The organism is Streptomyces sp. Root1310 (genome assembly GCF_001426425.1).
GTDB lineage: Bacteria > Actinomycetota > Actinomycetes > Streptomycetales > Streptomycetaceae > Streptomyces.
Map to the genome: position 1 here is coordinate 469,378 of NZ_LMEQ01000001.1, position 24,036 is coordinate 493,413.

At 72.7% G+C, this 24,036-nt stretch carries 20 protein-coding genes; 12 read left to right on the plus strand and 8 right to left on the minus strand.

What is annotated here, in order from left to right; genetic code table 11:
- Positions 1–232: 232 nt before the first annotated feature.
- The 4 genes from ASD48_RS02150 to ASD48_RS02165 all read right to left on the minus strand — a co-directional run bounded on the left by ASD48_RS02150 (position 233) and on the right by ASD48_RS02165 (position 3,354).
- Positions 233–916, minus strand: a complete 684-nt coding sequence (locus tag ASD48_RS02150) for a response regulator transcription factor (protein WP_057599623.1) — start codon at positions 914–916, stop codon at positions 233–235.
- Positions 913–2,136 carry a histidine kinase gene (locus tag ASD48_RS02155; protein WP_057599624.1) on the minus strand — a complete coding sequence of 408 codons (1,224 nt, stop codon included), beginning with the start codon at positions 2,134–2,136 and terminating at the stop codon, positions 913–915. Before ASD48_RS02155 ends, ASD48_RS02150 begins: the two co-directional genes overlap by 4 nt.
- Before the next feature lie 134 nt (positions 2,137–2,270).
- Positions 2,271–2,549: a hypothetical protein gene (locus ASD48_RS02160; protein WP_057599625.1), complete on the minus strand. Its 279-nt coding sequence runs from the start codon at positions 2,547–2,549 to the stop codon at positions 2,271–2,273.
- Between the two features lie 34 nt (positions 2,550–2,583).
- On the minus strand, positions 2,584–3,354 hold the full coding sequence (locus ASD48_RS02165) for a PspA/IM30 family protein (protein ID WP_057599626.1): 771 nt from the start codon (positions 3,352–3,354) through the stop codon (positions 2,584–2,586).
- A 325-nt stretch (positions 3,355–3,679) separates the two neighbouring features.
- Between ASD48_RS02165 and ASD48_RS02170 the strand changes: the two genes are divergently transcribed.
- Positions 3,680–4,276: a DUF3043 domain-containing protein gene (locus ASD48_RS02170; RefSeq protein ID WP_028806871.1), complete on the plus strand. Its 597-nt coding sequence runs from the start codon at positions 3,680–3,682 to the stop codon at positions 4,274–4,276.
- Between the two features lie 83 nt (positions 4,277–4,359).
- Entirely contained in the window at positions 4,360–5,070 is a 711-nt protein-coding gene (locus ASD48_RS02175; RefSeq protein ID WP_057599627.1) for a methyltransferase domain-containing protein, read from the plus strand.
- 75 nt (positions 5,071–5,145) lie between these two features.
- Here ASD48_RS02175 and ASD48_RS02180 read toward each other — a convergent pair whose 3' ends face one another.
- A complete protein-coding gene (locus tag ASD48_RS02180; protein WP_020130018.1) occupies positions 5,146–5,358 on the minus strand; it encodes a hypothetical protein in 213 nt (70 codons plus the stop codon).
- 114 nt (positions 5,359–5,472) lie between these two features.
- Between ASD48_RS02180 and ASD48_RS02185 the strand changes: the two genes are divergently transcribed.
- Positions 5,473–6,696 carry a bifunctional adenosylcobinamide kinase/adenosylcobinamide-phosphate guanylyltransferase gene (locus ASD48_RS02185; protein ID WP_057599628.1) on the plus strand — a complete coding sequence of 408 codons (1,224 nt, stop codon included), beginning with the start codon at positions 5,473–5,475 and terminating at the stop codon, positions 6,694–6,696.
- 56 nt (positions 6,697–6,752) lie between these two features.
- Here the strand turns inward: ASD48_RS02185 and ASD48_RS02190 are convergent, their stop codons facing one another.
- Positions 6,753–7,652 (minus strand): class I SAM-dependent methyltransferase, encoded by a 900-nt coding sequence (locus tag ASD48_RS02190; protein ID WP_057599630.1) that lies wholly within the window; start codon positions 7,650–7,652, stop codon positions 6,753–6,755.
- 149 nt (positions 7,653–7,801) lie between these two features.
- On the opposite strand from ASD48_RS02190, the gene cobT reads away from it, so the two are divergent.
- The 3 genes from cobT to ASD48_RS44055 all read left to right on the plus strand — a co-directional run bounded on the left by cobT (position 7,802) and on the right by ASD48_RS44055 (position 11,619).
- Positions 7,802–8,980: a nicotinate-nucleotide--dimethylbenzimidazole phosphoribosyltransferase gene (cobT, locus tag ASD48_RS02195; RefSeq protein WP_057599631.1), complete on the plus strand. Its 1,179-nt coding sequence runs from the start codon at positions 7,802–7,804 to the stop codon at positions 8,978–8,980.
- Positions 8,981–9,052: 72 nt separating this feature from the next.
- Positions 9,053–10,789, plus strand: a complete 1,737-nt coding sequence (locus tag ASD48_RS02200; RefSeq protein ID WP_057599632.1) for a phosphatidylglycerol lysyltransferase domain-containing protein — start codon at positions 9,053–9,055, stop codon at positions 10,787–10,789.
- The gene (locus ASD48_RS44055) at positions 10,786–11,619 is read left to right on the plus strand and encodes a hypothetical protein (protein WP_057599633.1); all 834 of its coding nucleotides are present in this window, start codon (positions 10,786–10,788) and stop codon (positions 11,617–11,619) included. The genes ASD48_RS02200 and ASD48_RS44055 overlap by 4 nt, the downstream gene beginning before the upstream one ends.
- Here the strand turns inward: ASD48_RS44055 and ASD48_RS02210 are convergent.
- Positions 11,598–12,362 (minus strand): hypothetical protein, encoded by a 765-nt coding sequence (locus ASD48_RS02210; RefSeq protein ID WP_057599634.1) that lies wholly within the window; start codon positions 12,360–12,362, stop codon positions 11,598–11,600. The two genes, ASD48_RS44055 and ASD48_RS02210, sit on opposite strands and share 22 nt — an antisense overlap.
- Before the next feature lie 67 nt (positions 12,363–12,429).
- On the opposite strand from ASD48_RS02210, the gene ASD48_RS02215 reads away from it, so the two are divergent.
- A complete protein-coding gene (locus ASD48_RS02215) occupies positions 12,430–13,275 on the plus strand; it encodes an adenosylcobinamide-GDP ribazoletransferase (protein WP_057599635.1) in 846 nt (281 codons plus the stop codon).
- Between the two features lie 36 nt (positions 13,276–13,311).
- Here ASD48_RS02215 and ASD48_RS02220 read toward each other — a convergent pair whose 3' ends face one another.
- Complete coding sequence (locus tag ASD48_RS02220) at positions 13,312–14,133, minus strand: endo alpha-1,4 polygalactosaminidase (RefSeq protein WP_057599636.1); 822 nt, start codon at positions 14,131–14,133, stop codon at positions 13,312–13,314.
- Positions 14,134–14,476: 343 nt separating this feature from the next.
- On the opposite strand from ASD48_RS02220, the gene ASD48_RS02225 reads away from it, so the two are divergent.
- The 5 genes from ASD48_RS02225 to aceE all read left to right on the plus strand — a co-directional run bounded on the left by ASD48_RS02225 (position 14,477) and on the right by aceE (position 23,586).
- Positions 14,477–16,003 (plus strand): leucyl aminopeptidase, encoded by a 1,527-nt coding sequence (locus ASD48_RS02225; protein ID WP_057599637.1) that lies wholly within the window; start codon positions 14,477–14,479, stop codon positions 16,001–16,003.
- A 312-nt stretch (positions 16,004–16,315) separates the two neighbouring features.
- Entirely contained in the window at positions 16,316–17,704 is a 1,389-nt protein-coding gene (gene lpdA / locus ASD48_RS02230; RefSeq protein ID WP_057599638.1) for a dihydrolipoyl dehydrogenase, read from the plus strand.
- A 67-nt stretch (positions 17,705–17,771) separates the two neighbouring features.
- Positions 17,772–19,550 carry a 2-oxoglutarate dehydrogenase, E2 component, dihydrolipoamide succinyltransferase gene (gene sucB, locus ASD48_RS02235; protein ID WP_057599639.1) on the plus strand — a complete coding sequence of 593 codons (1,779 nt, stop codon included), beginning with the start codon at positions 17,772–17,774 and terminating at the stop codon, positions 19,548–19,550.
- A gap of 398 nt (positions 19,551–19,948) precedes the next feature.
- Positions 19,949–20,572 carry a GntR family transcriptional regulator gene (locus tag ASD48_RS02240; RefSeq protein ID WP_057599640.1) on the plus strand — a complete coding sequence of 208 codons (624 nt, stop codon included), beginning with the start codon at positions 19,949–19,951 and terminating at the stop codon, positions 20,570–20,572.
- 308 nt (positions 20,573–20,880) lie between these two features.
- A complete protein-coding gene (gene aceE, locus ASD48_RS02245; protein WP_057599641.1) occupies positions 20,881–23,586 on the plus strand; it encodes a pyruvate dehydrogenase (acetyl-transferring), homodimeric type in 2,706 nt (901 codons plus the stop codon).
- Positions 23,587–24,036: the final 450 nt, after the last annotated feature.

The following is a 24,036-nucleotide window of genomic DNA, read 5'->3' on the forward strand; positions in this document are numbered from 1 at the left end:
CCAGGAAGACCAGGAAGACGAGGACGGCGGGGACGGCGGGGACGGCGGGGACGGCGGGGACGGCGGGGACGGCAGAGACCGCGGAGACGGCAGAGACCGCGGAGACGGCAGAGACCGCGGGGACGGCGGGGAGCGGACCGAGGGGGCCTTCCGTGGTCCGTGGTCGGGCCCTCGGTGGCCTTCCTTTTGCCTGTCCCGCGCCCACTCCGTGCGCAGTACGGAAGGGTCCGGCTCACTCCACCCTCGGACGTACCAGTCCCGACTCGTACGCGATCACCACGAGCTGGGCCCGGTCGCGCGCGCCCAGCTTGGCCATGGCCCGGTTGACATGCGTCTTCACGGTGAGCGGGCTGACTTCGAGCCGCTCGGCGATCTCGTCGTTGGAGTGGCCGCCGGCGACCTGCACGAGGACCTCGCGCTCGCGCACGGTGAGTGCGTCCAGCCGGGCGGAACGGGCCGGGTCGTGGTCGTCGTCCACCGCGCCGCCCTGGGCCAGGAAGCGGGCGATCAGGCCCTTGGTGGCGGTCGGCGAGAGCAGGGCCTCACCGCCGGCGGCGATCCGTATCGCGCTCAGCAGTTCCTCCGGCTCGCTGCCCTTGCCGAGGAAACCGGAGGCGCCGGCCCGCAGCGACTGCACCACGTAGTCGTCGACCTCGAACGTCGTCAGGATGACCACCCTGACGTGCGCGAGGGAGGGATCGGCGCTGATCAGCCGGGTCGCGGCGAGACCGTCCGTGCCGGGCATGCGGATGTCCATCAGGACGACGTCGGCGCGCTGCTCCCCGGCCAGCCGGACCGCCTCGGCACCGTCGGACGCCTCGCCGACCACCTCCATGTCGGACTCCGAGTCGACGAGCACCCGGAACGCGCTGCGCAGCAGCGCCTGGTCGTCGGCGAGTAGGACACGGATGGTCATGCGTTCTCCCCCGTGGTGGCCGTGCGGGTCTTGACCGGCAGGATCGCATGGACGCGGAAACCGCCTCCGTAGCGGGGACTGGTGGTGAGGGTGCCGCGCAGGGCGGTGACGCGCTCGCGCATGCCGAGCAGGCCGTGGCCGCCGCCGGCCGCCGGGGGCCCGTCGTCCTCGGGACGCCCGTTGTCGAGGACCGTGACCTCGATGTTCGGCCCCACGCGTACGACGCTGACCTCGGCCTTCGCCTCGGACCCCGCGTGTTTCTGGACGTTGGTGAGGGCTTCCTGGATGACCCGGTAGGCGGCCAGGCCGACGGCGGCCGGGAGCTTGGTCCCGTGGTCGGTACGGGCCACCTCGACCTGGAGGCCGGCGCTGCGGAAGGTGCCGGCCAGTTCGTCGAGCCGGTCCAGGCCTGGTGCGGGCTCGGTGGGGGCCTCGGGGTCGCCGGACTGGCGCAGCAGGCCGACGGTGGCCCGCAGCTCGTTGAGCGCGGAGCGGCTGGCCTCGCGGACGTGGGCGAGTGCCTCCTTGGCCTGGTCGGGCCGTTTGTCCATGACGTGCGCGGCGACTCCGGCCTGGACGTTGACCAGGGCGATGTGATGGGCGACGACGTCGTGCAGGTCGCGGGCGATGCGCAGTCGCTCCTCGGCGACCCGGCGGCGGGCCTCCTCCTCCCGGGTGCGCTCCGCGCGCTCGGCGCGGTCCCGGATGGCCTGGACGACGGCCCGGCGGCTGCGGACCGCGTCGCCGGCGGTGGCGCCGATGCCGGTCCAGGCGAGGATCCCCAGGTTTTCCTGGGCGTACCAGGGCAGCGGTCCGGCGAGCATGGCCGCGCCGGTGAGGACGGTCATGGTGAGCAGCCCGGCGCGCACCGTGGTGGCGCGGTCGGTGGAGGCCGCGACGGTGAAGAGGGCGATCACGGCGGACATGGCGACGGGGGCCCGGGGGTCGCCGGTGACGGACTCGGTCACGGAGGCGGCGCCGGTGAGGGCGAGGACCGTCATGGGAGCGCTGCGGCGGAAGACGAGGGCGACGGCGGAGAGGGTCATCAGCAGCAGGCTGAGCGGGTCGGGGCTGCGGATGCGCCAGCTGACGCCGTGCCCTCCGTGCGGGTCGACGAAGGAACCGGCCAGCATGCAGAGCAGGACGCCCGCGGCCAGGCCCGCGTCCAGAGCGAGGGGGTGCGCCTTGAGCCGGCACTCCGCCCGGGAAAGGAGGGTCACTTTTTAGTTGCCGTCGCTTTCCTCGCCGTAGCCGGGGGCTGCCGCCCTCGGACCCCGTTGTCGGCCCTGAAGGGGCCTCGTCCTCGATCGCCGGACGGGCCGGAACCGTGACCGGCGCTGAGGAGTCGCCGCCCTCAGCCCGGGATCAGACCGTCGTCGCTGAGCATCTCCCGGACCTCCTCCAGGCTCGCGTCCGGGGCCGGGAGGATCAGTTCCGAGGGTTCCAGGGCGTCGTCCGGCAGCGGGTCGCCGAGGCGGCGGACGGCGTCCAGGAGGCCGCCGAGGGTGCGGTGGAAGCCGTCCTCGTCGCCGCTCTCCATCTCCGCGAGCAGCTCGTCGTCCAGCGTGTTCAGTTCGACGAGATGGGAGTCGGCCAGCTGCCACTGGCCCTCCCCCATGATCCGTACGATCATGTCGCCCTCCTCGGCTCCGGTCCCCGGCGCCGGGCTACTGCTTGTCGAAGCGCGGGGTGTCCTGCGGCTGCTGCTGGGACTGCGACTTGCTCGTGCCACCTTCGATGGCCTGCTGGCCGGCCGAGCTGCCCCCGGCGAGCTCGGCCTTCATGCGCTGCAGTTCCAGCTCTACATCCGTACCACCGGAGAGCCGGTCCAGCTCGGCCTGGAGGTCGTCCTTCGCGATGCCCGTCGGGTCGTCCAGGGCGCCGGACGCCATGAGCTCGTCGAGGGCGCCCGCCCGGGCCTGGAGCTGGGCGGTCTTGTCCTCGGCGCGCTGGATGGCCAGGCCGACGTCGCCCATCTCCTCGGAGATGCCGGAGAAGGCCTCGCCGATGCGGGTCTGGGCCTGTGCGGCGGTGTAGGTGGCCTTGATGGTCTCCTTCTTCGTACGGAAGGCGTCCACCTTGGCCTGCAGGCGCTGGGCCGCGAGGGTGAGCTTCTCCTCCTCGCCCTGGAGCGTGGAGTGCTGCGTCTCGAGGTCGGTGACCTGCTGCTGGAGCGCCGCACGGCGGGAGAGCGCCTCGCGGGCGAGGTCCTCACGGCCGAGCGCGAGCGCCTTGCGGCCCTGGTCCTCCAGCTTGGAGGACTGCGACTGCAACTGGTTCAGCTGGAGTTCCAGGCGCTTGCGCGAGGTCGCGACGTCGGCGACACCGCGACGGACCTTCTGGAGGAGCTCCAGCTGCTTCTGGTAGGAGTAGTCGAGGGTTTCGCGCGGGTCCTCGGCCCGGTCAAGGGCCTTGTTCGCCTTCGCGCGGAAGATCATCCCCATACGCTTCATGACACCGCTCATGGGCTTCGCGCGCCCCCTTCTGACGTCCAGCTCCAGCTCTGCGACAGAACCCACAGTACGGGCCCTGCATCCATTGACGCACTGTTCGGGGACGGATGCGCTCATCCCCAAGGACGACTGACCAAGACCTTGCTCCGGCGTAGGGAGTAGGTGACCTTCAGGGTGAGCGATCGGTCACCCTGCGCCCCCTCTTTCCCGCTCCTGTCCCGGTCTGTCCCCTTCTACAGACGACTGGTGTTGCCGGATCGTTCCCCTCGGGGCTGGGGTCCATGCCCGCGAGCGCTTACCCTTGGGTTTTGTGTTCCGTAGCCGTGCCAAGGAAGAGAAGGCCCCCGCCGACAAGGCCGTGGTGACCGACTCCATGCAGCCCCGTGACCCGCAGGCCAAGAAGGGCAGGCCCACGCCCAAGCGCAGTGAGGCCCAGTCCCAGCGCCGCAGCGTCGCCAACACCTCGACGTCCCGCAAGGACGCGGCCAAGCGGCAGCGCAGCGAGCGCCGCGCCCAGCTGGACCGGCAGCGCCAGGCGCTGGCCGGCGGGGACGAGCGGTATCTGCCGGTCCGCGACAAGGGCCCCGTCCGCAAGTTCGCGCGCGAGTTCATCGACTCCCGGTTCAACGTGGCGGAGTTCTTCCTGCCGATGGCCGTGGTCATCCTCGTGCTGAGCATGGTGCGGGTGGGCTCGCTCCAGACGATCGCGCTGCTGCTGTGGCTGGTCGTGATCGTGCTGATCGTGCTGGACTCGTTCGTCACGAGCTTCCGGCTGCGCAAGCAGCTCGCCGAGCGCTTCCCCGACCAGAACCGGCGGGGCGCGGTGGCCTACGCGCTGATGCGCTCCCTGCAGATGCGTCGGCTCCGGCTGCCCAAGCCGCAGATCAAGCGCGGAGCACGGCCCTGAGCACTGCGGCTTTCTCCGGGGGAGCGGCCGAGGCCTGGTTGAACAGGCTGGGTGGGCTGCGTGACGTCGTACGACAGGAGCTGGTGGCCCGGCAGCTCGACGAGCAGATAACGGGGCGCTACCCGGTCGGGCAGCGCCTGCGGGTGCTGGACGTCGGGATGGGCCAGGGCACGCAGGCCCTGCGGCTGGCCCGGCTCGGCCATCAGGTGACCGGCCTCGAGCGGGACGCGACGATGATCGCCGCGGCCCGGGAGGCCCTGTGCGGCGAGCCCGAGGGCATCCGGGAGCGGATGCGGATCATCGAGGGCGACGGCCGGGACACCGGTGTGCACTTCCTGCCCGGCAGTTTCGACGTGGTGCTCTGCCACGGCGTGCTCATGTACGTCGAGGAGCCGGACGCGCTGCTCGCGGGGCTCGCGCGGATGCTGGCCCCGGGCGGGCTGCTGTCGCTGCTCGTGCGCAACGCGGACGCGCTGGCCATGCGGCCGGGTCTGTCGGGCGACTGGGCGGGCGCGCTCGGCGCCTTCGACACGGTCGCCTACCGCAACCGGCTGGGGCTCGACGTACGGGCGGACCGGCTGGCGGCGCTGACCGACGCGCTGGCCGGGATCGGGGCGCCGCTCCAGGCCTGGTACGGCGTGCGGGTCTTCACGGACACGGCCGCGGACGGGACGGAGATCCCGCAGGACCCGCGGGAGTGGGAGAGCCTGCTGTCCGCCGAGGAGCGGGCCGGGCGGACCGACCCCTACCGGCAGGTGGCGGCGCTGCTGCACCTGTGCGGGGTGCGCGGCTGAGCCGGACCGGCATTCTTCACTCGTCCGGGTGAGCGGTGGCCGGGGTGGCCGTGCGGCGACCACCCCGACGCAGGGCTACGCCTCGTTCGCGTGCAGGCTCATCGGACCGTAGATCTCGGCGGAGTCCTCGAAGAGCCGCACCTGGTCCGCGCCGCCTTCGAGGAGGTCCTTCCACACTTCCCCGATCCAGGACTCGGCGTCCCCCTGCGTGGTGAACTCCTCGGGCTGTACCGCTGGTTGGACCTCCGTCCCGTCGGCCTTCTCGAACCGCCACGTCCATGCCGCCATGTACGCCTCCCAGCTGTGACCACGTGCAGAGCAGAAGCCGGATCTTGGTCCGGCTTCTGCTGTGCAGCCTAGTCGGATGCGCAAGAGCTGGTCAGACGCGCGAAAATCAGCTCCGTGGAAGTCACTTTGCTCGGTACCGGTGCCCCCGCGGGACTGCCCCGCCCCGACTGCTCCTGCGCCGTGTGCGCGACCTCGCTCGGGGCCGACGCGCGGGCGGCGACCGCGCTGCTCGTCGACGGGGCCCTGTTGCTCGACCTGACGCCGGGTGCCGCGTTCGCGGCCGCGCGGGCCGGGCATTCGCTGGGCGGGGTGCGGCAGGTGCTGCTGACGCACCCGCACGACGGGCCCCCGGTGGAGGTGCCGGCCGGGCTGCCGCAGCCCGGCCGGGTGCCGGACGGGCGGGAGTCGCCGCTGCTGACGGGTCATCGGGTGCGGGCGGTGGCGATGGACGCGCCCGGCACCGGGTACGCGGTGGCCGGCCCCGACGGGCAGCGGCTGCTGTATCTGCCGCCCGGGGGCGCGCCGGCGGGCCTGGAGGAGGGGTCGGAGGCAGCCGAGCCGTACGACATGGTCCTGGCGGACCTGGTGGGACGCCCGGACGCGCTGGCGAAGCTGCGCGCGGTGGGCGCGGTGGGGCCGGCCACCGACGTGATCGCCGTCCACCTGGACCATGACGTGCCACCGGGCGCGGAGTTGCGGCGACGGCTCGCGGCGGCCGGGGCGCGGGCGGTGCCGGACGGTTCGACTCTGGTCGTGGGGGTGTACGAGGACGTGCCGGACGTGTCGCGGCGGACACTGGTGCTGGGCGGGGCCCGGTCGGGGAAGTCGGTGGAGGCGGAGCGGCGGCTGGAGTCCTTCCCGGACGTGCTGTACGTCGCCACCGGCGGGACCCGGGGCGGCGACACCGAGTGGGCGTCCCGGGTCTCCGCGCACCGCGACCGGCGGCCGGGGTCGTGGCGGACGGTGGAGACCTGCGACCTCGTGCCGTTGCTGGCACAGGACGGCGCCCCGCTGCTGATCGACTGTCTGTCGCTGTGGCTGACGGACGTCATGGACTCCGTCGGGGCGTGGGACGACGCGCAGTGGGCGGACGGCGGCGAACGGGCGCTGCGCGCGCGGGTGGTGGAGCTCGCCCAGGCGGTGCGCTCGGCCCGCCGGACCGTCGTCCTGGTCTCCAACGAGGTGGGATCGGGGATCGTGCCGGCCACGGCGTCGGGCCGGCGCTACCGGGACGAGCTGGGGCGGCTGAACGCGGCCGTCGCCGCCGAGTGCGAGGAGGTGGTCCTGGTGGTGGCGGGGCAGGCACTGGTGTTGCGGGGACCGGTGACGGGCGCCTGAGGGTCGGTTCGGTCGGTTCCGGCGCGCGGTTCAGTGGCTTCCGGCGCGCGGGTCGGTCAGTTCCGGCGCGCGATGATCTGGTAGGCGTTCGAGAAGCGGGTGCGGCGCAGGGCCGGAGCCAGCAGGCGGTCGAGCAGGGCTGCCGCGGCGGTCAGCGGCCCGGCCGTCCGGCGCAGCCTGGTCCTGTTCAGGTAGAGCGAGGCGGCCGTCGCCAGGTCGTGCGGGGTGTGCGGGGTCCGGCGGTCCGTCACGACGATCTCGCAGCCCTGGGCCACGAGTTCGGCCCGGAGGTTGGCCAGCGGGATCAGGTGCAGGTGGCGGGGCTGGTCGTAGGAGTGCCACCACTTGCCCAGGACCGCCGCGGACGCGCTGGCCGGGTCCGGGAGCTGCACGAGGAGGTGGCCGCCCGGCCGCAGGGCGGTCAGCGCCGCCGCGAGTTCCCGCCTCGGGTCCCGGGTGTGTTCCAGGTGGTGGAGCATGCTGACCACGTCGTACCGGCCGCGCAGGCCGGACAGGACCTCCGGTGCCGTCAGCGGGCCCAGGTGGGCCTCGTCGAGCCGGCCCGCCGCTCTCGCCCGCTCCACCCTCGGGGTCGGGTCCACCCCGTCGAACGCCGTGTAGGCGAACAGCTCCCTCGCCGCCGCCGGGAAGAACGCGTCCCCGGTGCCCACGTCCAGCCAGCTCTCCGGCTCGGGGAAGGGCAGCATCGTCCGGGCCGTCGCCCTGAGGTGCCCGTGGTCGGCACGTTCCTCGGCCTCGACCCCGTACAGCGCCAGCCCCTCGGGGGTCAGGCGGGGGTTCTGGAAGGCGTGCGCGCAGTCCCGGCACTCGTCGACCACGAAGGTGCCCGGCCGCCGGTGGCGCAGGTCCGGTGCGCGCAGCCGGGTACGAAGGCGCTTCGAGCCGCACCAGGGGCAGTCGTCGCGGCGCGGCTCGTGGACGGGCCTGGGGGGCATGAGCGGCTCCGGGGATGACATCGAGAGCGAACGACAATTAGCGGCAAAACGGAACGTATGGGATACCGATCTTGGGCGCAATGACGTCACGCGCATGTGGTGGCGATGTGGCGCGGAACCGTTCGATCGGTGCCGGTACTGTTCGGCGAATGAGCTCGCTTAATCTCGACGACTTCACCGATCTGATCGAGCGCCCCGACGGTGGGGTGCGCCGCGACGCGGAGGCGCGCCGGGAACGTCAGATCGTGCCGCCCGGATCGCTGGGGCGTCTGGACGAACTGGGTGAGTGGCTGGCGGCGGCACAGGGCTCGTCGCCCGTGCGACCGGTCGAGCGGCCGCGGGTGGTGCTGTTCGCCGGCGACCACGGCATCGCCGAGCTCGGCGTCTCCGCCCGACCGGCGGGCAGCGCCTCGGAGTTGGTGCGCGAGGTCCTCGAGGGCGGCCGTCCGGTCGCCGTGCTCGCCCGCCGCCTCGGCGTGCCCGTGCGCGTCGTGGACATGGCGCTGGACTGCGATCCGGACATGTTCCCCGAGGACGTCGTACGGCACCGGGTGCGGCGCGGCAGCGGCCGTATCGACATCGAGGACGCGCTCACGCTCGAGCAGGCGGAGGCCGCCTTCCGGGCGGGCGTGGCCGTCGCGGACGAGGAGGCCGACTCCGGCACGGACCTGGTCGTGCTCGGCGACATCAGCGTGGGCGGCACGACGGCCGCGGGCGCGCTGGTGGCCGCGCTGTGCGGGACCGACGCGTCCGTGGTGACCGGGCGGGGCGGCGAGGCGATCGACGACCTGGCCTGGATGCGCAAGTGCGCGGCGGTCCGCGACGCGCTCCGGCGGGCGCGGCCGGTGCTCGGCGAGCAGTTGCAACTGCTCGCGACGGTGGGCGGGGCCGATCTCGCCGCCATGACGGGTTTTCTGCTCCAGTGCGCGGTACGGAAGTTGCCCGTGGTGCTGGACGGTGTGGTGGCGGCCGCCTGCGCACTCGTGGGGCAGCGGGTCGCGTTCCGCGCGCCCGACTGGTGGCTGGCCGCACACAAGAGCGGTGAACCGGGACAGGCGAAGGCACTCGACCGGATGGCCCTGGAACCGCTTCTGGACCAGGGCGTGAAGGTCGGCGAGGGCGCCGGGGCCCTGCTCGCGCTCCCGTTGGTGCAGGCCGCCGCCGCACTGGCGGCCGAACTCCCCGAGAAGCCGGAGAAGTCGGAGGAGCTGGAGAAGCCGGAGGAGCCGGAAGCAGCACAGGCCTCCGCGACATCCGAGGCACCCGAGGCACCCGAGGCACCCGCAGTCTCCGACGGGCAGCACGGGGAGAAGCGGGAAACGGAGTAGCGAAGCGGCTCAATGGGACAGGCGGTGCCAAAAGAGCGGATTCCCTGAAGTGCACCCATATGATCACCGCTCATGGGCAACACCCGGGGCGCCGCCGCCTTCGCCGTCTGGTACCTGCGTGCCGTCGCGTTCGTCAACTTCCTCAGTGCGGTGTGGGTCTCCCTGGGGCAGGACGTCCGGCGGCACAACCAGGAGAACCTCTTCACGCCGTATCTGCTGACGGCCGGCTTCGCCTCCGGGGTCTTCACCGCGTTCCTGGCGGTCACGATGCGGCGCCGCAAACGGGCCGCGTGGATCCTCAACCTGGGCCTGAGCGGGGCGTTCCTGGGTCTGTTCGCGCTGGCCATGGCGTTCCCGGAGGTCCGGCGGCACCCGCAGAACTGGGTCTCGCTCGCGCTGACCGCCGTCTTCGTCGCGGCGTTGCTGGCCGGGCGGCGGGAGTTCTACGCGAAGGGCGACCGGTCCAACCCGAGGCTCGCCGCGGCCGTCGGCGCCGGCGGGCTGCTGGGCGCCTCGCTGCTGGCCGCGCTGCTGGTGACGGTCACCAACCGGGCGTCCGCCCCCTCCACCTTCCTCGAACGCTGGCGCTACGGCGCGCTGCGGCTGGTCTCCGTGGCCGCCGACGAGTACCGCGTCCCCGGGATCGCCCCGCCCACCTGGGTCGACGTCGCCGTCAACGTGCTGAGCACGGCGCTCGTCCTCGCCGTCCTGTACGCCGCCTTCCGCTCGCGGCGGGCCGTCGACCCGCTCACCGAGGACGACGAGAAAAGGCTCCGGGAGCTCCTCGACCGGCACGGTGAGCGGGACTCGCTCGGCTACTTCGCACTGCGCCGGGAGAAGAGCGTGTGCTGGTCGCCGACCGGGAAGGCGGCCGTCGCCTACCGCGTCCTCGGCGGGGTGTCGCTGGCGTCCGGGGACCCGATCGGGGATCCGGAGGCCTGGCCGGGGGCGATCGCGCCGTGGCTCGCCGAGGCGCGGGCGCACGGCTGGATCCCGGCGGTGATGGGTGCCAGCGAGGAGGCCGGGACCGTGTACGCCCGGCACGGACTGGACGCGCTGGAGCTCGGGGACGAGGCCCTGGTCGAGGTCGCCGAGTTCACCCTGGAGGGGCGGGCCATGCGGACCGTCCGGCAGGCCTGCAACCGGGTCCGCCGGGCCGGGTACACGGTGCGGGTACGACGGCACGAGGACATCCCGGCCGACGAGATGGCGTCCCTGCTCCGACGCGCCGACGACTGGCGCGACGGGGCCACCGAGCGCGGGTTCAGCATGGCGCTGGGGCGGCTCGGGGACCCGCGGGACGGCCGCTGCGTGATGCTGGAGTGCACCGACGCCGACGGTGAACTGCGGGCCCTGCTCTCCTTCGTGCCCTGGGGACCGCACGGGCTGTCCCTCGACCTGATGCGGCGGGACCGCGACTGCGACAACGGGCTGATGGAGTTCATGGTCATCGAACTGCTCCGGCACGCCCGCGAGGAACGGGACGGCCGGGCGGCCCGGATCACGCAGGTCTCGCTGAACTTCGCCGTGTTCCGCTCGGTGTTCGAAAGGGGCGCGCGCCTCGGCGCCGGACCGGTGCTGCGGCTGTGGCGGTCGCTGCTCTGCTTCTTCTCCCGCTGGTGGCAGATCGAGTCGCTGTACCGCGCCAACGCCAAGTACCGGCCCATCTGGGAGCCCCGTTTCCTGCTCTTCGAGAAGAGCGCGGACCTGCCCCGCATCGGTGTCGCTTCGGCGCGGGCGGAGGGGTTCCTGGAGGCGCCGGGGCTGCCGAGGTGGCTGCGCCGGGGGCGGCTGGAGACCCACCGGTGAACGCGGGCGCCCGCCGGGCCCGCGCCGAATGGGGGCCGCTGTACGAGGCCGTACGCGCGCCCCTGGTGCGGCGGCGGTGGCGGGCGGTCCCGATGACCCTCGGGGCGGTGTGCCTGACGTCCGTGACCCAGGTCGTGCAGAACCGGGCGTGGGGCTACGGTCCGGTCCAGGCCCTCGGAGCGGTACGGGCCGAGGACCCGCTCGCTCTCGCCCTGCTGCGCACCCCGCTGTCCCTGTTCGTGCCCGCGCTGGACCTGCCGGTCTGGGGCGCCCTCGCGCAGATCCTGCTGGTGTTCGGGATCGCGGAGCTCTGCCTGGGCTGGTGGCGGACCCTCGTCATCGCCTACGCCGCCACGCTCGCGGGCACCCTGTACGCGCGCGTGGGCATCGCTCTCGGCCCCGGCAGCCCGTTCGGCCTGCCCGCCGCCGACGCCCGGATCGTGGACACCGGCCCGTCGGCGGCCGTGGTCGGCCTCGCGGTGTTCCTGGGCTGGCGCTACCGCGCGTACGTGACGGCGGGGGCGGTGGTCGTCGCGATGGTGGTGGAGGTCCTGCTGAAGGACAACCTGGCGGGCAAGGAGCATCTGGCGGCGATCGCGGCGGTGCTGGTGCTGTGCGCGGTGGCGGAGACCCGCGGGCGCTCCCGGGGGCCCGGACGGCCCGCCGGGGGTCCGCGCGGCGGTGCCGGCGGACGGGTGCGCCGGGGCGCGCGGAGCGGTACGGGTCCGCGGCCGCACCACGGGGCACGGCCGGCCACGAAGCCCCGCGGCCGCCGTTCGGCCCACGTGCCCGGTCCCGACCGGGTCCCTCAGTTCCGCTCCTCGGACTGAGCGAGCTCCGCGGTCGTCTTCCCTCCCAGCCAGTCCCCCACCATCCGCCGCGGCCCCGCCCAGCGGCGGTCGTGGCGGTAGGCCCGCAGCACCGCCTTCGCGCGGGCCTTCGGCCGCCGCCGGTAGAACCGGCGGGCCCACGGCGAGCCGGGCCGGGCCACCCTTACCAGGCCCACCAGGCCCAGGAGCGGGATGAAGACGCTGAACACGGCCATCTTGGCCTTGCCCTTGCTCAGCACCGCCAGGGAGAACAGGAGGTTCAGCACGACGGTCGAGATGACGCCGCCCCGGTCCTGGAGCTCGTCCTGGCTCAGGTCGTTGACGCCGAACGGCGAGAAGCCCACCAGCAGCAGTCCGCCCAGCGCCGCCGTCAGGACCACGGCCTCCACGCTCTTGCGGCCCGCCTCCGTCCAGTACACGTCGTCGAGATGCAGGATCAGCGCGAACTCGTCGAGGACCAGGCCGGCGCCGATGCCGAAGACCACCGCGAAGGCGCCCGCGCCGAAGCCGTGCCGGCCGCTCGCCACCGCGCCGAAGCCGCCCGCGACGGTCAGGACGACGCCGGGGACCACGTGGTGGATGTGCACCCCGCCGGAGCTGATGTTGCCGAAGGGACCCTTGCCCGCCCGGATGAGGCGCGTGATGATCCGGGTGATCAGGAAGGTGAGGACGAACGCTGTCAGGGCGATGAGCAGCGGGACCTTGCCCGGTTCGACGATGTTGCGCTGCACCCACTGGACCATGTCACCAGTGTCCCGGGGCGGGGGGCGGGCTGCCTCGTGGGCGGGGCGTCCGGGCTAGTCTGCCGCCGTGTCCACGACCTCGCCCTTCGACGGCCTCCGCTTCGCCTTCGGCACCCTCACCGTGCTCCCGGTCCGGGTGACCCGCTGGGACCGGGAGGCCGCGCGCGGGGGCATGCTGAGCGCTCCCGTGGTCGGGCTGGCCGTCGGCGGCTGCGCGGCCGGGCTGGGCCTGCTCCTGCTGTACCTGGGCGCGAGCGCGCTGCTCGCCGCCGTCGCCTCCGCCGCCGTGCCCGCCGTCCTGACCCGCGGTCTGCATCTCGACGGGCTGGCCGACACGGCCGACGGACTCGGCAGCGGCAAACCCGCCGAGGACGCGCTGCGGATCATGAAGCAGTCCGACATCGGCCCGTTCGGCGTGCTCACGCTCGTCCTCGTGCTGCTCGCCCAGGTGGCCGCGCTGACGCAGCTCTACGACAGCTCGTGGGCGCTGGGCGCGGTGGCCGCCGTCGTCTCGGCGGCCACCGCCCGGCTCGCGCTGACCCTGGCGGCACGTGCCGGGGTGCCGGCCGCGCGGCCGGAGGGGCTGGGGGCGGCGGTCGCGGAGGTGGTCCCGGTGCGGGGGGCGGTGCTCGCCGTGGTCGCGGTGACGCTGGCGGCGGCGGTGGCGGGAGCGTGGGGCGGACCGTACGAGGACGGCGTCGTCGTCCTGATCGGGCAGGTCGGGCCGGGCGCCCTGTTCGAGCCGTACGACGCCGTCCGACCGGCGCTCGCGGTCCTCGCCGCCCTCGGGGCCGCCGAACTGCTGCTGCGGCACTGCACGCGGCGCTTCGGCGGGGTCACCGGGGACGTCTTCGGCGGTCTGGCGGAGACGGCGGCGACGACCGCGCTCGTGGTGTTCTGCCTGGGCGGTTGACCGGCCAGCAGGCTTTCTGCCCGGGCGGTCGACCCGCTAGCAGGCTTCCCGCCACGCCCCCAGCTCGTACTTCTTCAGCAGCGAACTCAGGCGCAGCCGACGGGAGTCGGCGCAGAACTCGCTCGTGGGGAGTTCGTACTCGACGTGGAAGACGGCCTTGCCCGCCTCGATGAAGGGGGTCAGGTCCGCGCACTCGTCGTACTGGGCGCACTGTTCGTTGACCGCGAAGTCGAAGTCGTCGACGAGTTCGGGGATCTGGTCGAGGTCGTTCTTCAGTCCGACCGACATCCCCCGGTCGTGGGCGAGTCCGGCGATGAGGCGGTTGTAGCGCAGCTGGTCGGCGGCCTCGACCGGGAACCCCGTGCTGTTCTTGTAGCCGTCCATGTTGTCCGGCTCGACCGCGTCGAAGCCCTTCTCCCGGCACATGTCGAGGCGGGCCGCCATCAGGGGCTCCAGGACGTCCAACGCGCGGATGTCGAGCCAGCGTTCGCCCTCCCAGCCGTTGCCCTTGCCGATCACGGACCGGGGGAAGTCCGCCGCGTCCGGCCGCCAGTCCTCCCAGGCACCGGTGGAGAGGTAGCAGATGACCTTGCGGCCGTCGTCGTGCAGGCCGGCGACCGTGGCCGCGGTGTGGTCGAAGCCGTCGATGTCGTAGACCGGCACGTCGACGCCGGTGTCCAGCCGGCCGCTCAACTGCCACTGCCAGTCGGTGCCGGGGGCCGGCCGCCAGATCCCGGCGTCCGCCGTCCCGACGCCCGTCTCCTCGTCCGCACGGTCGTCCCGGCCGCCGTCCGGCGCGGAGGCGCAGCCCGCCAGCAGCAGGACGAGCAGGGACAGCAGCGGGATCGGGCGTCTCACCGGGCGGGCTCCAGGATGTGCGGCGACGTGTCCGACGATGATCGCCCATGTCCGCCGAGTGCCGCCTCCCACCCCGACCCGAAGGGTGTGGCCCGGTTCACGGGGTGCGAGGATCGGGACGTGGCTACGACGCCACCGACAGGTGAACACGCGCGTGCATGAGCGACCGCACACGCACGCGTACGCTCGTTCCGGGATCCGCCACGCCGGTTCGCCGCGCCGGTGAGGCACACCCCCGGATACGACCGCACCCACGACCCGGATCTAGGGTCGGCTGTCGGGCCCGGTCGACCCACACACTCCGGCCACCGCAACTCCACATCGGAAGCGAGATTTCACCACCGTGACTGCTCTCACTCTCAGCACCGCCGCGGCGCCCGGCCTCCGGGCCGACGCGATCGTGATCGGTGTCGCCAAGGGCGCGAAAGGCCCGATCGCGGCCCCGGGCGCCGAAGCCGTCGACAAGGCCTACGACGGCAGGCTCGCCGCCATCCTGGAAACCCTGGGCGCCTCCGGGGCCGAGGGCGAGCTGACCAAGCTGCCCGCGCCGACCGGTTTCAAGGCACCGCTCGTGCTCGCGGTGGGGCTCGGCCAGGAGCCCGAGCAGGACGCCGGCTTCGACCCCGAGGCGCTGCGCAAGGCGGCCGGTGCGGCCGCCCGCACCCTCACCGGCGCCAAGAAGGCCGCCTTCGCCCTGCCGGTGACCGACGCCGCCGACATCGGCGCGATCGGCGAGGGCGTGGTGCTCGGCGCGTACTCCTTCGACGCGTACAAGCACAACGGCGACGACGCCAAGGCCAGGAACGGCAAGGCGCCGCTCGCCGAGGCCGCCCTGCTCGGCGGGAAGCCGCGCGACGCCGCCCACAAGGCCGCGCTGCTGCGTGCCGCCACCGTCGGCGAGGAGCTCAACCGCGCCCGCGACCTGATCAACATGCCGCCGAACGACCTCGACCCCGAGGCGTTCGCCGCGCTGGCCCAGACGGCGGCCAAGGAGCACGGCATCAAGGTGCAGGTGCTCGACGAGAAGGCCCTCGCCAAGGGCGGCTACGGCGGCATCCTCGGCGTCGGCTCAGGCTCGGCCTCGGCCCCCCGCCTGGTGAAGCTGTCCTACACGTCCTCCAAGGCCAAGAAGAACCTGGCCTTCGTCGGCAAGGGCATCACCTACGACTCCGGCGGCATCTCGCTGAAGCCGGCCGGGCACAACGAGACGATGAAGTGCGACATGAGCGGTGCGGCGGCGGTCTTCGCCGCGGTCGTCGCCGCCGCGCGGCTCGGGCTCGAGGTGAACGTCACCGGATGGCTGGCGCTGGCCGAGAACATGCCGTCCGGCTCCGCCACCCGCCCGGGTGACGTGCTGCGCATGTACAGCGGCAAGACCGTCGAGGTCCTCAACACGGACGCCGAGGGCCGGCTGGTGCTCGCGGACGCGCTGTGGGCGGCCTCCGCGGAGAAGCCGGACGCGATCGTCGACGTCGCGACCCTGACCGGCGCGATGATGCTGGCGCTGGGCAGCCGCACGTTCGGGATCATGGCGAACGACGACGCGTTCCGCTCGGCGCTGCACGAGGCCGCCGAGGAGGTCGGCGAGCCGGCGTGGCCGATGCCGCTGCCGGAGCACCTGCGCAAGGGCATGGACTCCAGCGTCGCGGACATCGCCAACATGGGTGAGCGGATGGGCGGCGGGCTGGTGGCCGGTCTCTTCCTGCGCGAGTTCGTGGGCGAGGGCATCACCTGGGCGCACCTCGACATCGCCGGGCCGGCGTTCAACGAGGGCGGCCCCTTCGGGTACACGCCCAAGGGCGGCACCGGGACCGCCGTGCGCACGCTGGTGCGGCTGGCCGAGCTGACCGCCGCCGGCGACCTGGGCTGACGTTCCCCCACGCGGTGAGCGGGGACTGTGCGCCTGGTCACTCGGGCCCGTCCGTCGTCTCGGCGGGCGCGGGCCGAATGTGGCCGGTCGCGCAGTTCCCCGCACCCCTGGGCGGGGCCGGTTCCCCATGTCACATGTGAGCGTGGGGTGTCTCACACCCCGGCCCCGCGTCTCGTTCGTCTCCCGCAAGTGCGAAGATGGGCCTCGGCAGGACAGGGCCCCCACCACAGGGCCGAAGAAAGAGCGGCCGGACACCAGCCGCCGGCGGTCAGCGACGACCGGCGCACGGCGCACATGCATGGAGGACGTGACGTGGCGAACGACGCCAGCACCGTTTTCGACCTAGTGATCCTCGGCGGTGGTAGTGGCGGCTACGCCGCGGCCCTGCGCGGGGCGCAGCTGGGCCTGGACGTCGCCCTGATCGAGAAGGACAAGGTCGGCGGCACCTGCCTGCACCGGGGTTGCATCCCCACCAAGGCCCTGCTGCACGCCGGCGAGATCGCCGACCAGGCCCGCGAGAGCGAGCAGTTCGGCGTCAAGGCCACCTTCGAGGGCATCGACGTCCCCGCCGTCCACAAGTACAAGGACGGTGTCATCTCCGGGCTGTACAAGGGCCTTCAGGGGCTGATCGCCTCCCGCAAGGTGACGTACATCGAGGGTGAGGGCCGTCTGTCCTCCCCGACCTCCGTCGACGTGGGCGGACAGCGCGTCCAGGGCCGCCACGTGCTGCTCGCGACCGGCTCCGTGCCGAAGTCGCTGCCGGGCCTGGAGATCGACGGCGACCGGATCATCTCCTCGGACCACGCCCTCGTCCTGGACCGTGTGCCGAAGTCCGCCATCATCCTGGGCGGCGGCGTCATCGGCGTCGAGTTCGCCTCGGCGTGGAAGTCCTTCGGCTCCGACGTGACGGTGATCGAGGGCCTCAAGCACCTCGTCCCGGTCGAGGACGAGAACTCCTCCAAGCTTCTCGAGCGCGCGTTCCGCAAGCGCGGCATCAAGTTCAACCTGGGCACCTTCTTCTCCAAGGCCGAGTACACCGCGGACGGCGTCAAGGTCACGCTGGCCGACGGCAAGGAGTTCGAGGCCGAGGTCCTGCTGGTCGCGGTGGGCCGCGGGCCCGTCTCGGCCGGTCTCGGCTACGAGGAGCAGGGCGTCGCCACGGACCGCGGCTACGTCCTGGTCGACGAGTACATGCGTACCAACGTCCCGACCATCTCCGCCGTCGGCGACCTGGTCCCGACCCTCCAGCTCGCGCACGTCGGCTTCGCCGAGGGCATGCTGGTCGCGGAGCGTCTGGCCGGTCAGAAGGTCGTCCCGATCGACTACGACGGTGTCCCCCGGGTGACGTACTGCCACCCCGAGGTCGCCTCCGTGGGCATCACCGAGGCCAAGGCCAAGGAGATCTACGGCGCGGACAAGGTCGTCGCTCTGAAGTACAACCTCGCGGGCAACGGCAAGAGCAAGATCCTCAACACCGCGGGCGAGATCAAGCTCGTCCAGGTGAAGGACGGTGCCGTGGTCGGCGTCCACATGGTCGGCGACCGCATGGGCGAGCAGGTCGGCGAAGCCCAGCTGATCTACAACTGGGAGGCGCTGCCCGCCGAGGTCGCGCAGCTCATCCACGCCCACCCGACGCAGAACGAGGCGCTCGGCGAGGCCCACCTGGCCCTGGCGGGCAAGCCGCTGCACTCGCACGACTGACCCTCGGTCGAAGAAGCGACTCCGCGACGACACAGACTTCCGCAATTCGTAAGGAGCAACCGAAACCATGGCGGTTTCCGTAACCCTTCCGGCGCTCGGCGAGAGCGTCACCGAGGGCACTGTCACCCGCTGGCTGAAGGCCGAGGGTGAGCGCGTCGAGGCCGACGAGCCCCTGCTCGAGGTGTCGACCGACAAGGTCGACACCGAGATCCCCTCCCCCGCCGCCGGCATCCTGGCCTCCATCAAGGTCGCCGAGGACGAGACGGTCGAGGTCGGCGCCGAGCTCGCCGTCATCGACGACGGCACCGGCGCTCCCGCCGCCGCTCCGGCTCCGGCAGCCGAGCCGGTCGCCGAGCCCGCACCGGAGCCGGCCGCTGCCGCGCCGTCCACCGAGCAGGCGGCCCCGGCCCCCGCTCCCACCGCCGAGGCCGCCACCGGCGGCGGCTCCGCCGAGGGCACGGACGTCGTCCTGCCCGCGCTCGGCGAGTCCGTCACCGAGGGCACCGTCACCCGCTGGCTGAAGCAGGTCGGCGAGGAGGTCACCGAGGACGAGCCGCTGCTCGAGGTCTCGACCGACAAGGTCGACACCGAGATCCCGGCGCCCGTCTCCGGTGTGCTGCTCGAGATCACGGTCGGCGAGGACGAGACCGCCGAGGTCGGCGCCAAGCTCGCCGTCATCGGCGCCCCGGGCGCGGCTCCGGCCGCTGCCCCGGCCCCCGCCGCTCCGGCCCCGGCGCCCGCCGCCGCTGCCCCGGCCCCCGCCGCTCCGGCTCCGGCTCCGGCTCCGGCCGCTCCGGCGCCCGCTCCGGTCGCCGCCGCCCCGGCCCCGGCCGCCCCGGCCCCCGCGCCGGTCGCTCCGGCTCCGGTCGCGCCGGCCGCCCCCGCGCCCGCCGCCCCCGCGGGTGACGACGGCGCCTACGTGACCCCGCTGGTGCGCAAGCTCGCCGCCGAGAACGGCGTCGACCTGGCCGCCGTCAAGGGCACCGGCGTCGGCGGTCGTATCCGCAAGCAGGACGTCCTCGCCGCCGCCGAGGCCGCGAAGGCCGCCGCCGCTCCGGCTCCGGCCGCCGCGACCGCCCCCGCCGCGGGCGCCGCGAAGAAGACCCCGGCGCTCGAGGTCTCCCCGCTGCGTGGCCAGACCGTCAAGATGCCCCGCATCCGCAAGGTCATCGGCGACAACATGGTCAAGGCGCTGCACGAGCAGGCGCAGCTGTCCTCGGTCGTCGAGGTCGACATCACCCGGCTGATGAAGCTCCGCGCGCAGGCGAAGGACTCCTTCGCGGCCCGCGAGGGCGTCAAGCTCTCCCCGATGCCGTTCTTCGTGAAGGCGGCGGCCCAGGCGCTGAAGGCCCACCCGGCCGTCAACGCCCGGATCAACGTGGACGAGGGCACGATCACCTACTTCGACACCGAGAGCATCGGTATCGCGGTGGACTCCGAGAAGGGCCTGATGACCCCGGTCATCAAGCACGCGGGCGACCTGAACATCGCCGGCATCGCCAAGGCCACGGCCGACCTGGCGGGCAAGGTCCGCGCGAACAAGATCACCCCGGACGAGCTGTCCGGCGCGACCTTCACCATCAGCAACACCGGCTCGCGCGGCGCGCTGTTCGACACGATCATCGTGCCGCCGAACCAGGTCGCGATCCTCGGCATCGGTGCCACGGTCAAGCGTCCGGCCGTCATCGAGACGGAGGAGGGCACGGTCATCGGCGTCCGCGACATGACGTACCTGACCCTGTCCTACGACCACCGTCTGGTCGACGGCGCCGACGCGGCCCGTTACCTGACCGCGGTCAAGGCGATCCTGGAGGCCGGCGAGTTCGAGGTCGAACTCGGCCTCTGACCTCCCAGGGCTCAGCAGCTGCCCCCGTCCGGAACTCTCCGGGCGGGGGCTTCCGTCTGCCGCCCGGGAGCACGCCGGAAGCACGACCGGGAACAGGGCCGGGAGCACGACAGGGAACAGGCCTGGAATCACGGCCGGAAGCACGACAGGGAACACGGCTGGAATGACGGCCGGAGGCATGGCCGCCGACCGGGCCGGAAGCACGGCTCCCGGCCCGGTCGGCGGCGGGACCTGTCCGGTACTGGTCTTTACAGCCGAGCCCCCGTGTGAGCGTGTAAGTCTCGTCTCACCTGCTTGAAAGCGCCCCCGTGCGCCTCTCCTCCGCGGGCCCCCGGCCGTATTGTCTAAACGTCAAACGCCCCCGGGGGCCCGTGCGGCCCCTCCTCAAAGGAGCCCTCATGACCGCGCCCGTCGTCCACTCGCTGCGCGAACAGATCCGCGAGCACATCGTGGAGGGGATCGTCAGCGGGCGCTGGAAGCCGGGCGAGCGGATCGTGGAGCGCCGGATCGCGACCGAGCTGGAGGTCAGCCAGACGCCGGTGCGGGAGGCGCTGCGCGAGCTGGAGTCGCTGCGGTTGATCGAGTCCGCGCCGAACAAGGGCGTGCGGGTGCGCAACCTCACGGCCGCGGACCTGGAGGAGAGTTACCCCGTCCGGGCCGGCCTGGAGGCGATCGCGGCGGAGCTGGCCGCACAACGGCTCGCGGAGGACTGCTCGGCCCTCGAACCGCATGTCGCCGCGCTCTACGAGGCGGACCGCGAAGCGGACGGCACGGGCCAGGTGCGGCACACGGTCGGTTTCCACCGGGAACTGGTCCGGGCGGCCGGCAACTCGGTGCTGCTGCACACCTGGGAGGGCCTCGGCATCGAGGTCTTCACGGCCCTGTCGATCCGCTGGCTGGGGACCGTCCAGCAGTCGTACGCGGAGGAGCACGAGGAGCTCGTCCAGGCGTTCCGGCGGCGGGACCCGAGGATCGCCGAGCTGGTGAAGGCACACGTCCTCGGGTGCGCTCCCCGGGCCTAGAGGATCGCTCCGGTTTCAGTGGAGCGTACACGCGCTCATACGTGGCCTCCGACCTGCGAAAACCCCGAATTGACGCGGCACGGGGTGCCTGCCCGAAAGGCACCCCGTGCCTACTTTCTCGCAATCGAGAGGTTTTGCCCTTCAACCCTTTGATCGATCATCGATCAGGGGGTTACAGTCGCCGACGGGCCGAGGACGGAGCCACCCATGGCATCGCGCCGGAGCCCACGCCCTGTCCTGCCAAAGACCAAGGGCACCCCCAGGAACACCCTCACAGGGAACCCCCTTCGACTGAGGAAGGCGGCGACATGACCGACCCCCAGGCCATCCAGCCGAGCGCGCTCGACCAGCTCCCCGACCGGGACCCGGAGGAGACCGCCGAATGGCAGGCCTCCCTGGACGCGGTCGCCAAGGCGGCCGGGCCGCACCGTGCCGCATACCTGATGCGCCGCACGCTGGAGCGTGCCGAGGGCAACGGCATCGCGCTGCCCAAGCTGCTCGAGACGGACTACGTCAACACCATCCCCACCGCCGCCGAGCCGTCCGCGCCCGGTGACGAGGACATGGAGCGCAGGATCACCGCGTGGAACCGCTGGAACGCGGCCGCGATGGTGACCCGGGGCAGCAAACACGGCGTCGGCGGCCACATCGCCACCTTCGCCTCCGCCGCCTGGCTCTACGAGACCGGCTTCAACCACTTCTTCAAGGGCAAGGAGGCGGACGGCTCGGGCGACCAGCTCTACATCCAGGGCCACGCCTCCCCCGGCATCTACGCCCGCGCCTTCCTCGACGGCCGGCTCACCGAGCAGCACCTCGACAACTTCCGCCAGGAGGCGGGCGGCGACGGCCTCCCGTCGTACCCGCACCCGCGGCGCCTGCCCTGGCTGTGGGAGTTCCCCACGGTGTCGATGGGCCTCGGTCCGCTCTCCGCCATCTACCAGGCGCGCTTCAACCGCTATCTCACCAACCGCGGCATCAAGGACGTCTCCGCCTCCCACGTATGGGCGTTCCTCGGTGACGGCGAGATGGACGAGCCCGAGTCGACGGCGGCACTCGCCCTCGCCTCCCGCGAGGGTCTGGACAACCTGACCTTCGTCATCAACTGCAACCTCCAGCGCCTCGACGGCCCGGTCCGCGCGAACTTCAAGATCGTGCAGGAGCTGGAGGCCCAGTTCCGCGGCGCGGGCTGGAACGTCGTCAAGTCGCTGTGGGGCTCCGCCTGGGACGAGCTGTTCCAGCTCGACACCACGGGCGCGCTCGTCCGCCGGCTGCGCGAGGTGCCCGACGCCCAGGTGCAGACCTACCAGACGCGTGGCGCCGCCTACATCCGCGAGGACTTCTTCGGCAAGGACCCGGCGCTCGTCGAGCTGGCGAAGCTGCTGAGCGACGACAAGATCCTCGAGTGTTTCCACCTCTCCCGCGGTGGTCACGAGGCGCGCAAGGTGTTCGCGGCCTACAAGGCGGCGGTGGAGTTCAAGGGCGCCCCGACGGTCATCCTGGCCCAGACGGTCAAGGGCCACACCCTCGGCGAGGGCTTCGCGTCGAAGAACGCCAACCACCAGATGAAGAAGCTCTCGGTGGACGAGTTCAAGGCGATGCGCGACCTGCTGGAGCTGCCGATCTCGGACGCGCAGTTCGTCGACGGCGTGGTCCCCTACGGCCACCCGGGCGCCGACTCCCCCGAGGTCCGCTACCTCCAGGAGCGCCGCGCGGCGCTCGGCGGCCCGGCCCCGGCCCGCCGTACGCACGCCCTGGCCCCGCTGCCGGCCCCCGCCGACAAGGCGTTCGCCTCGTTCGACAAGGGCTCCGGCTCCCAGAACGTGGCCACCACCATGGCGTTCGTCCGGCTGATCAAGGACCTGGTCCGCGACAAGGAGACCGGCAAGCGCTGGGTGCCGATCGTCCCGGACGAGGCGCGCACCTTCGGCATGGAGAGCCTGTTCCCGTCGCTCGGGATCTACTCCCCCAAGGGCCAGACGTACGAGCCGGTCGACCGCGACCAGCTGATGTACTACAAGGAGGCCAAGAACGGCCAGATCCTCAACGAGGGGATCACCGAGGCCGGTTCGATGGCCGACTTCATCGCCGCGTCCACCGCGTACTCCACGCACGGTGAGGCGATGATCCCGTTCTACATCTTCTACTCGATGTTCGGCTGGCAGCGCACGGCCGACCAGATGTGGCAGCTCGGCGACCAGCTCGGCCGCGGCTTCCTCGTCGGCGCCACGGCCGGCCGCACGACCCTGACGGGCGAGGGCCTCCAGCACGCCGACGGCCACTCCCCGGTCATCGCCGCGACCAACCCGGCCGCCCTCAGCTACGACCCGGCGTTCGCCTACGAGATCGCGACGATCGTCAAGGACGGTCTGCGCCGGATGTACGGGCAGGCGGCTCCGGACGAGGACCCGAACGTCTTCTACTACCTGACCGTCTACAACGAGCCGATGCCGCAGCCGGCCAAGCCGTCCGCGCCCGGTGTCGACGAGGGCATCCTCAAGGGCCTGTACCGCTTCAACACGGCGGAGTCGGCGGGCGTGGAGGTGGCGGCGGCCAACGCCCCGCGCATCCAGCTCCTGGGCTCCGGCACGGCGATCCACTGGGTCCTGAAGGCACAGCGGCTGCTCGCCGAGGAGTGGGGTGTGGCCTCCGACGTGTGGTCCGCGACCTCCTGGACCGAGCTGCGCCGCGACGCGCTGGAGGCCGACGCGGCCCTGCTGCGCGGCGAGGAGCGCCAGCCGTACGTCCGTCGGGCCCTCCAGGGCGCCGAGGGCCCGGTCCTCGCGGTCTCCGACTACATGCGCCAGGTCCCGGACCAGATCGCGCAGTGGGTCGAGCAGGACTGGTCCTCGCTGGGCGCGGACGGTTTCGGCCTCTCCGACACCCGTGAGGCGGCCCGCCGCCACTTCGGCGTCGACGCCGAGTCGATCGTCGTCGCGGCCCTGGCCCAGCTCGCCCGGCGCGGCGAGGTCAAGGCGACCGCGGTGAAGGAAGCGCGCGAGCGTTACGGGCTGTAAGCCCGGGGTGGGACGGTGAGGGGGTCCGGCGGCTGATGCCTGCCGGGCCCCCTTCCCCGTCCTCGGGCCGGATCACGGCGGTGCCGGCCGCTCCGGCAGGTGACGGTACGGCGGTGGCCGCGGGCTCCGGCAGGTGCCGGCACGGGGGCGGCCGCGGGCTCCGGCACGGCGGTGAGGCCATGGCGGTGGCCACAGGCTCCGGTACGGCGGTACCGCGCGCGGGCTCCAGTACGGCGGTACCGCGCGCAGGCTCCGGTTCGGCGGTACCGCGTGGCGGTGGCACGCCCGGTGACCGCCGTGGCACGGCGGTCAGAGCACGGCGGAAGCCGCAGGCCACGGCACAGGCGGACGCCTCAGGCCGGGGCACACCCGTGACCGCACGACGACGGCCGCAGGCTCCGGCACGGCAGTGGTCGCGGGCACCGGTGACCGCGCGATCGGTGTCGCCAC

Coding starts and splice junctions, on each gene's coding strand:
- ASD48_RS02150 (WP_057599623.1), bottom strand. CDS start 916: ATGACCATCCGTGTCCTACTCGCCGACGACCAGGCGCTGCTGCGCAGC.
- ASD48_RS02160 (WP_057599625.1), bottom strand. CDS start 2,549: ATGATCGTACGGATCATGGGGGAGGGCCAGTGGCAGCTGGCCGACTCC.
- ASD48_RS02165 (WP_057599626.1), bottom strand. CDS start 3,354: ATGATCTTCCGCGCGAAGGCGAACAAGGCCCTTGACCGGGCCGAGGAC.
- ASD48_RS02180 (WP_020130018.1), bottom strand. CDS start 5,358: ATGGCGGCATGGACGTGGCGGTTCGAGAAGGCCGACGGGACGGAGGTC.
- ASD48_RS02190 (WP_057599630.1), bottom strand. CDS start 7,652: ATGCCCCCCAGGCCCGTCCACGAGCCGCGCCGCGACGACTGCCCCTGG.
- cobT (WP_057599631.1), top strand. CDS start 7,802: ATGAGCTCGCTTAATCTCGACGACTTCACCGATCTGATCGAGCGCCCC.
- ASD48_RS02200 (WP_057599632.1), top strand. CDS start 9,053: ATGGGCAACACCCGGGGCGCCGCCGCCTTCGCCGTCTGGTACCTGCGT.
- ASD48_RS02210 (WP_057599634.1), bottom strand. CDS start 12,362: ATGGTCCAGTGGGTGCAGCGCAACATCGTCGAACCGGGCAAGGTCCCG.
- sucB (WP_057599639.1), top strand. CDS start 17,772: ATGGCGGTTTCCGTAACCCTTCCGGCGCTCGGCGAGAGCGTCACCGAG.
- ASD48_RS02240 (WP_057599640.1), top strand. CDS start 19,949: ATGACCGCGCCCGTCGTCCACTCGCTGCGCGAACAGATCCGCGAGCAC.
- aceE (WP_057599641.1), top strand. CDS start 20,881: ATGACCGACCCCCAGGCCATCCAGCCGAGCGCGCTCGACCAGCTCCCC.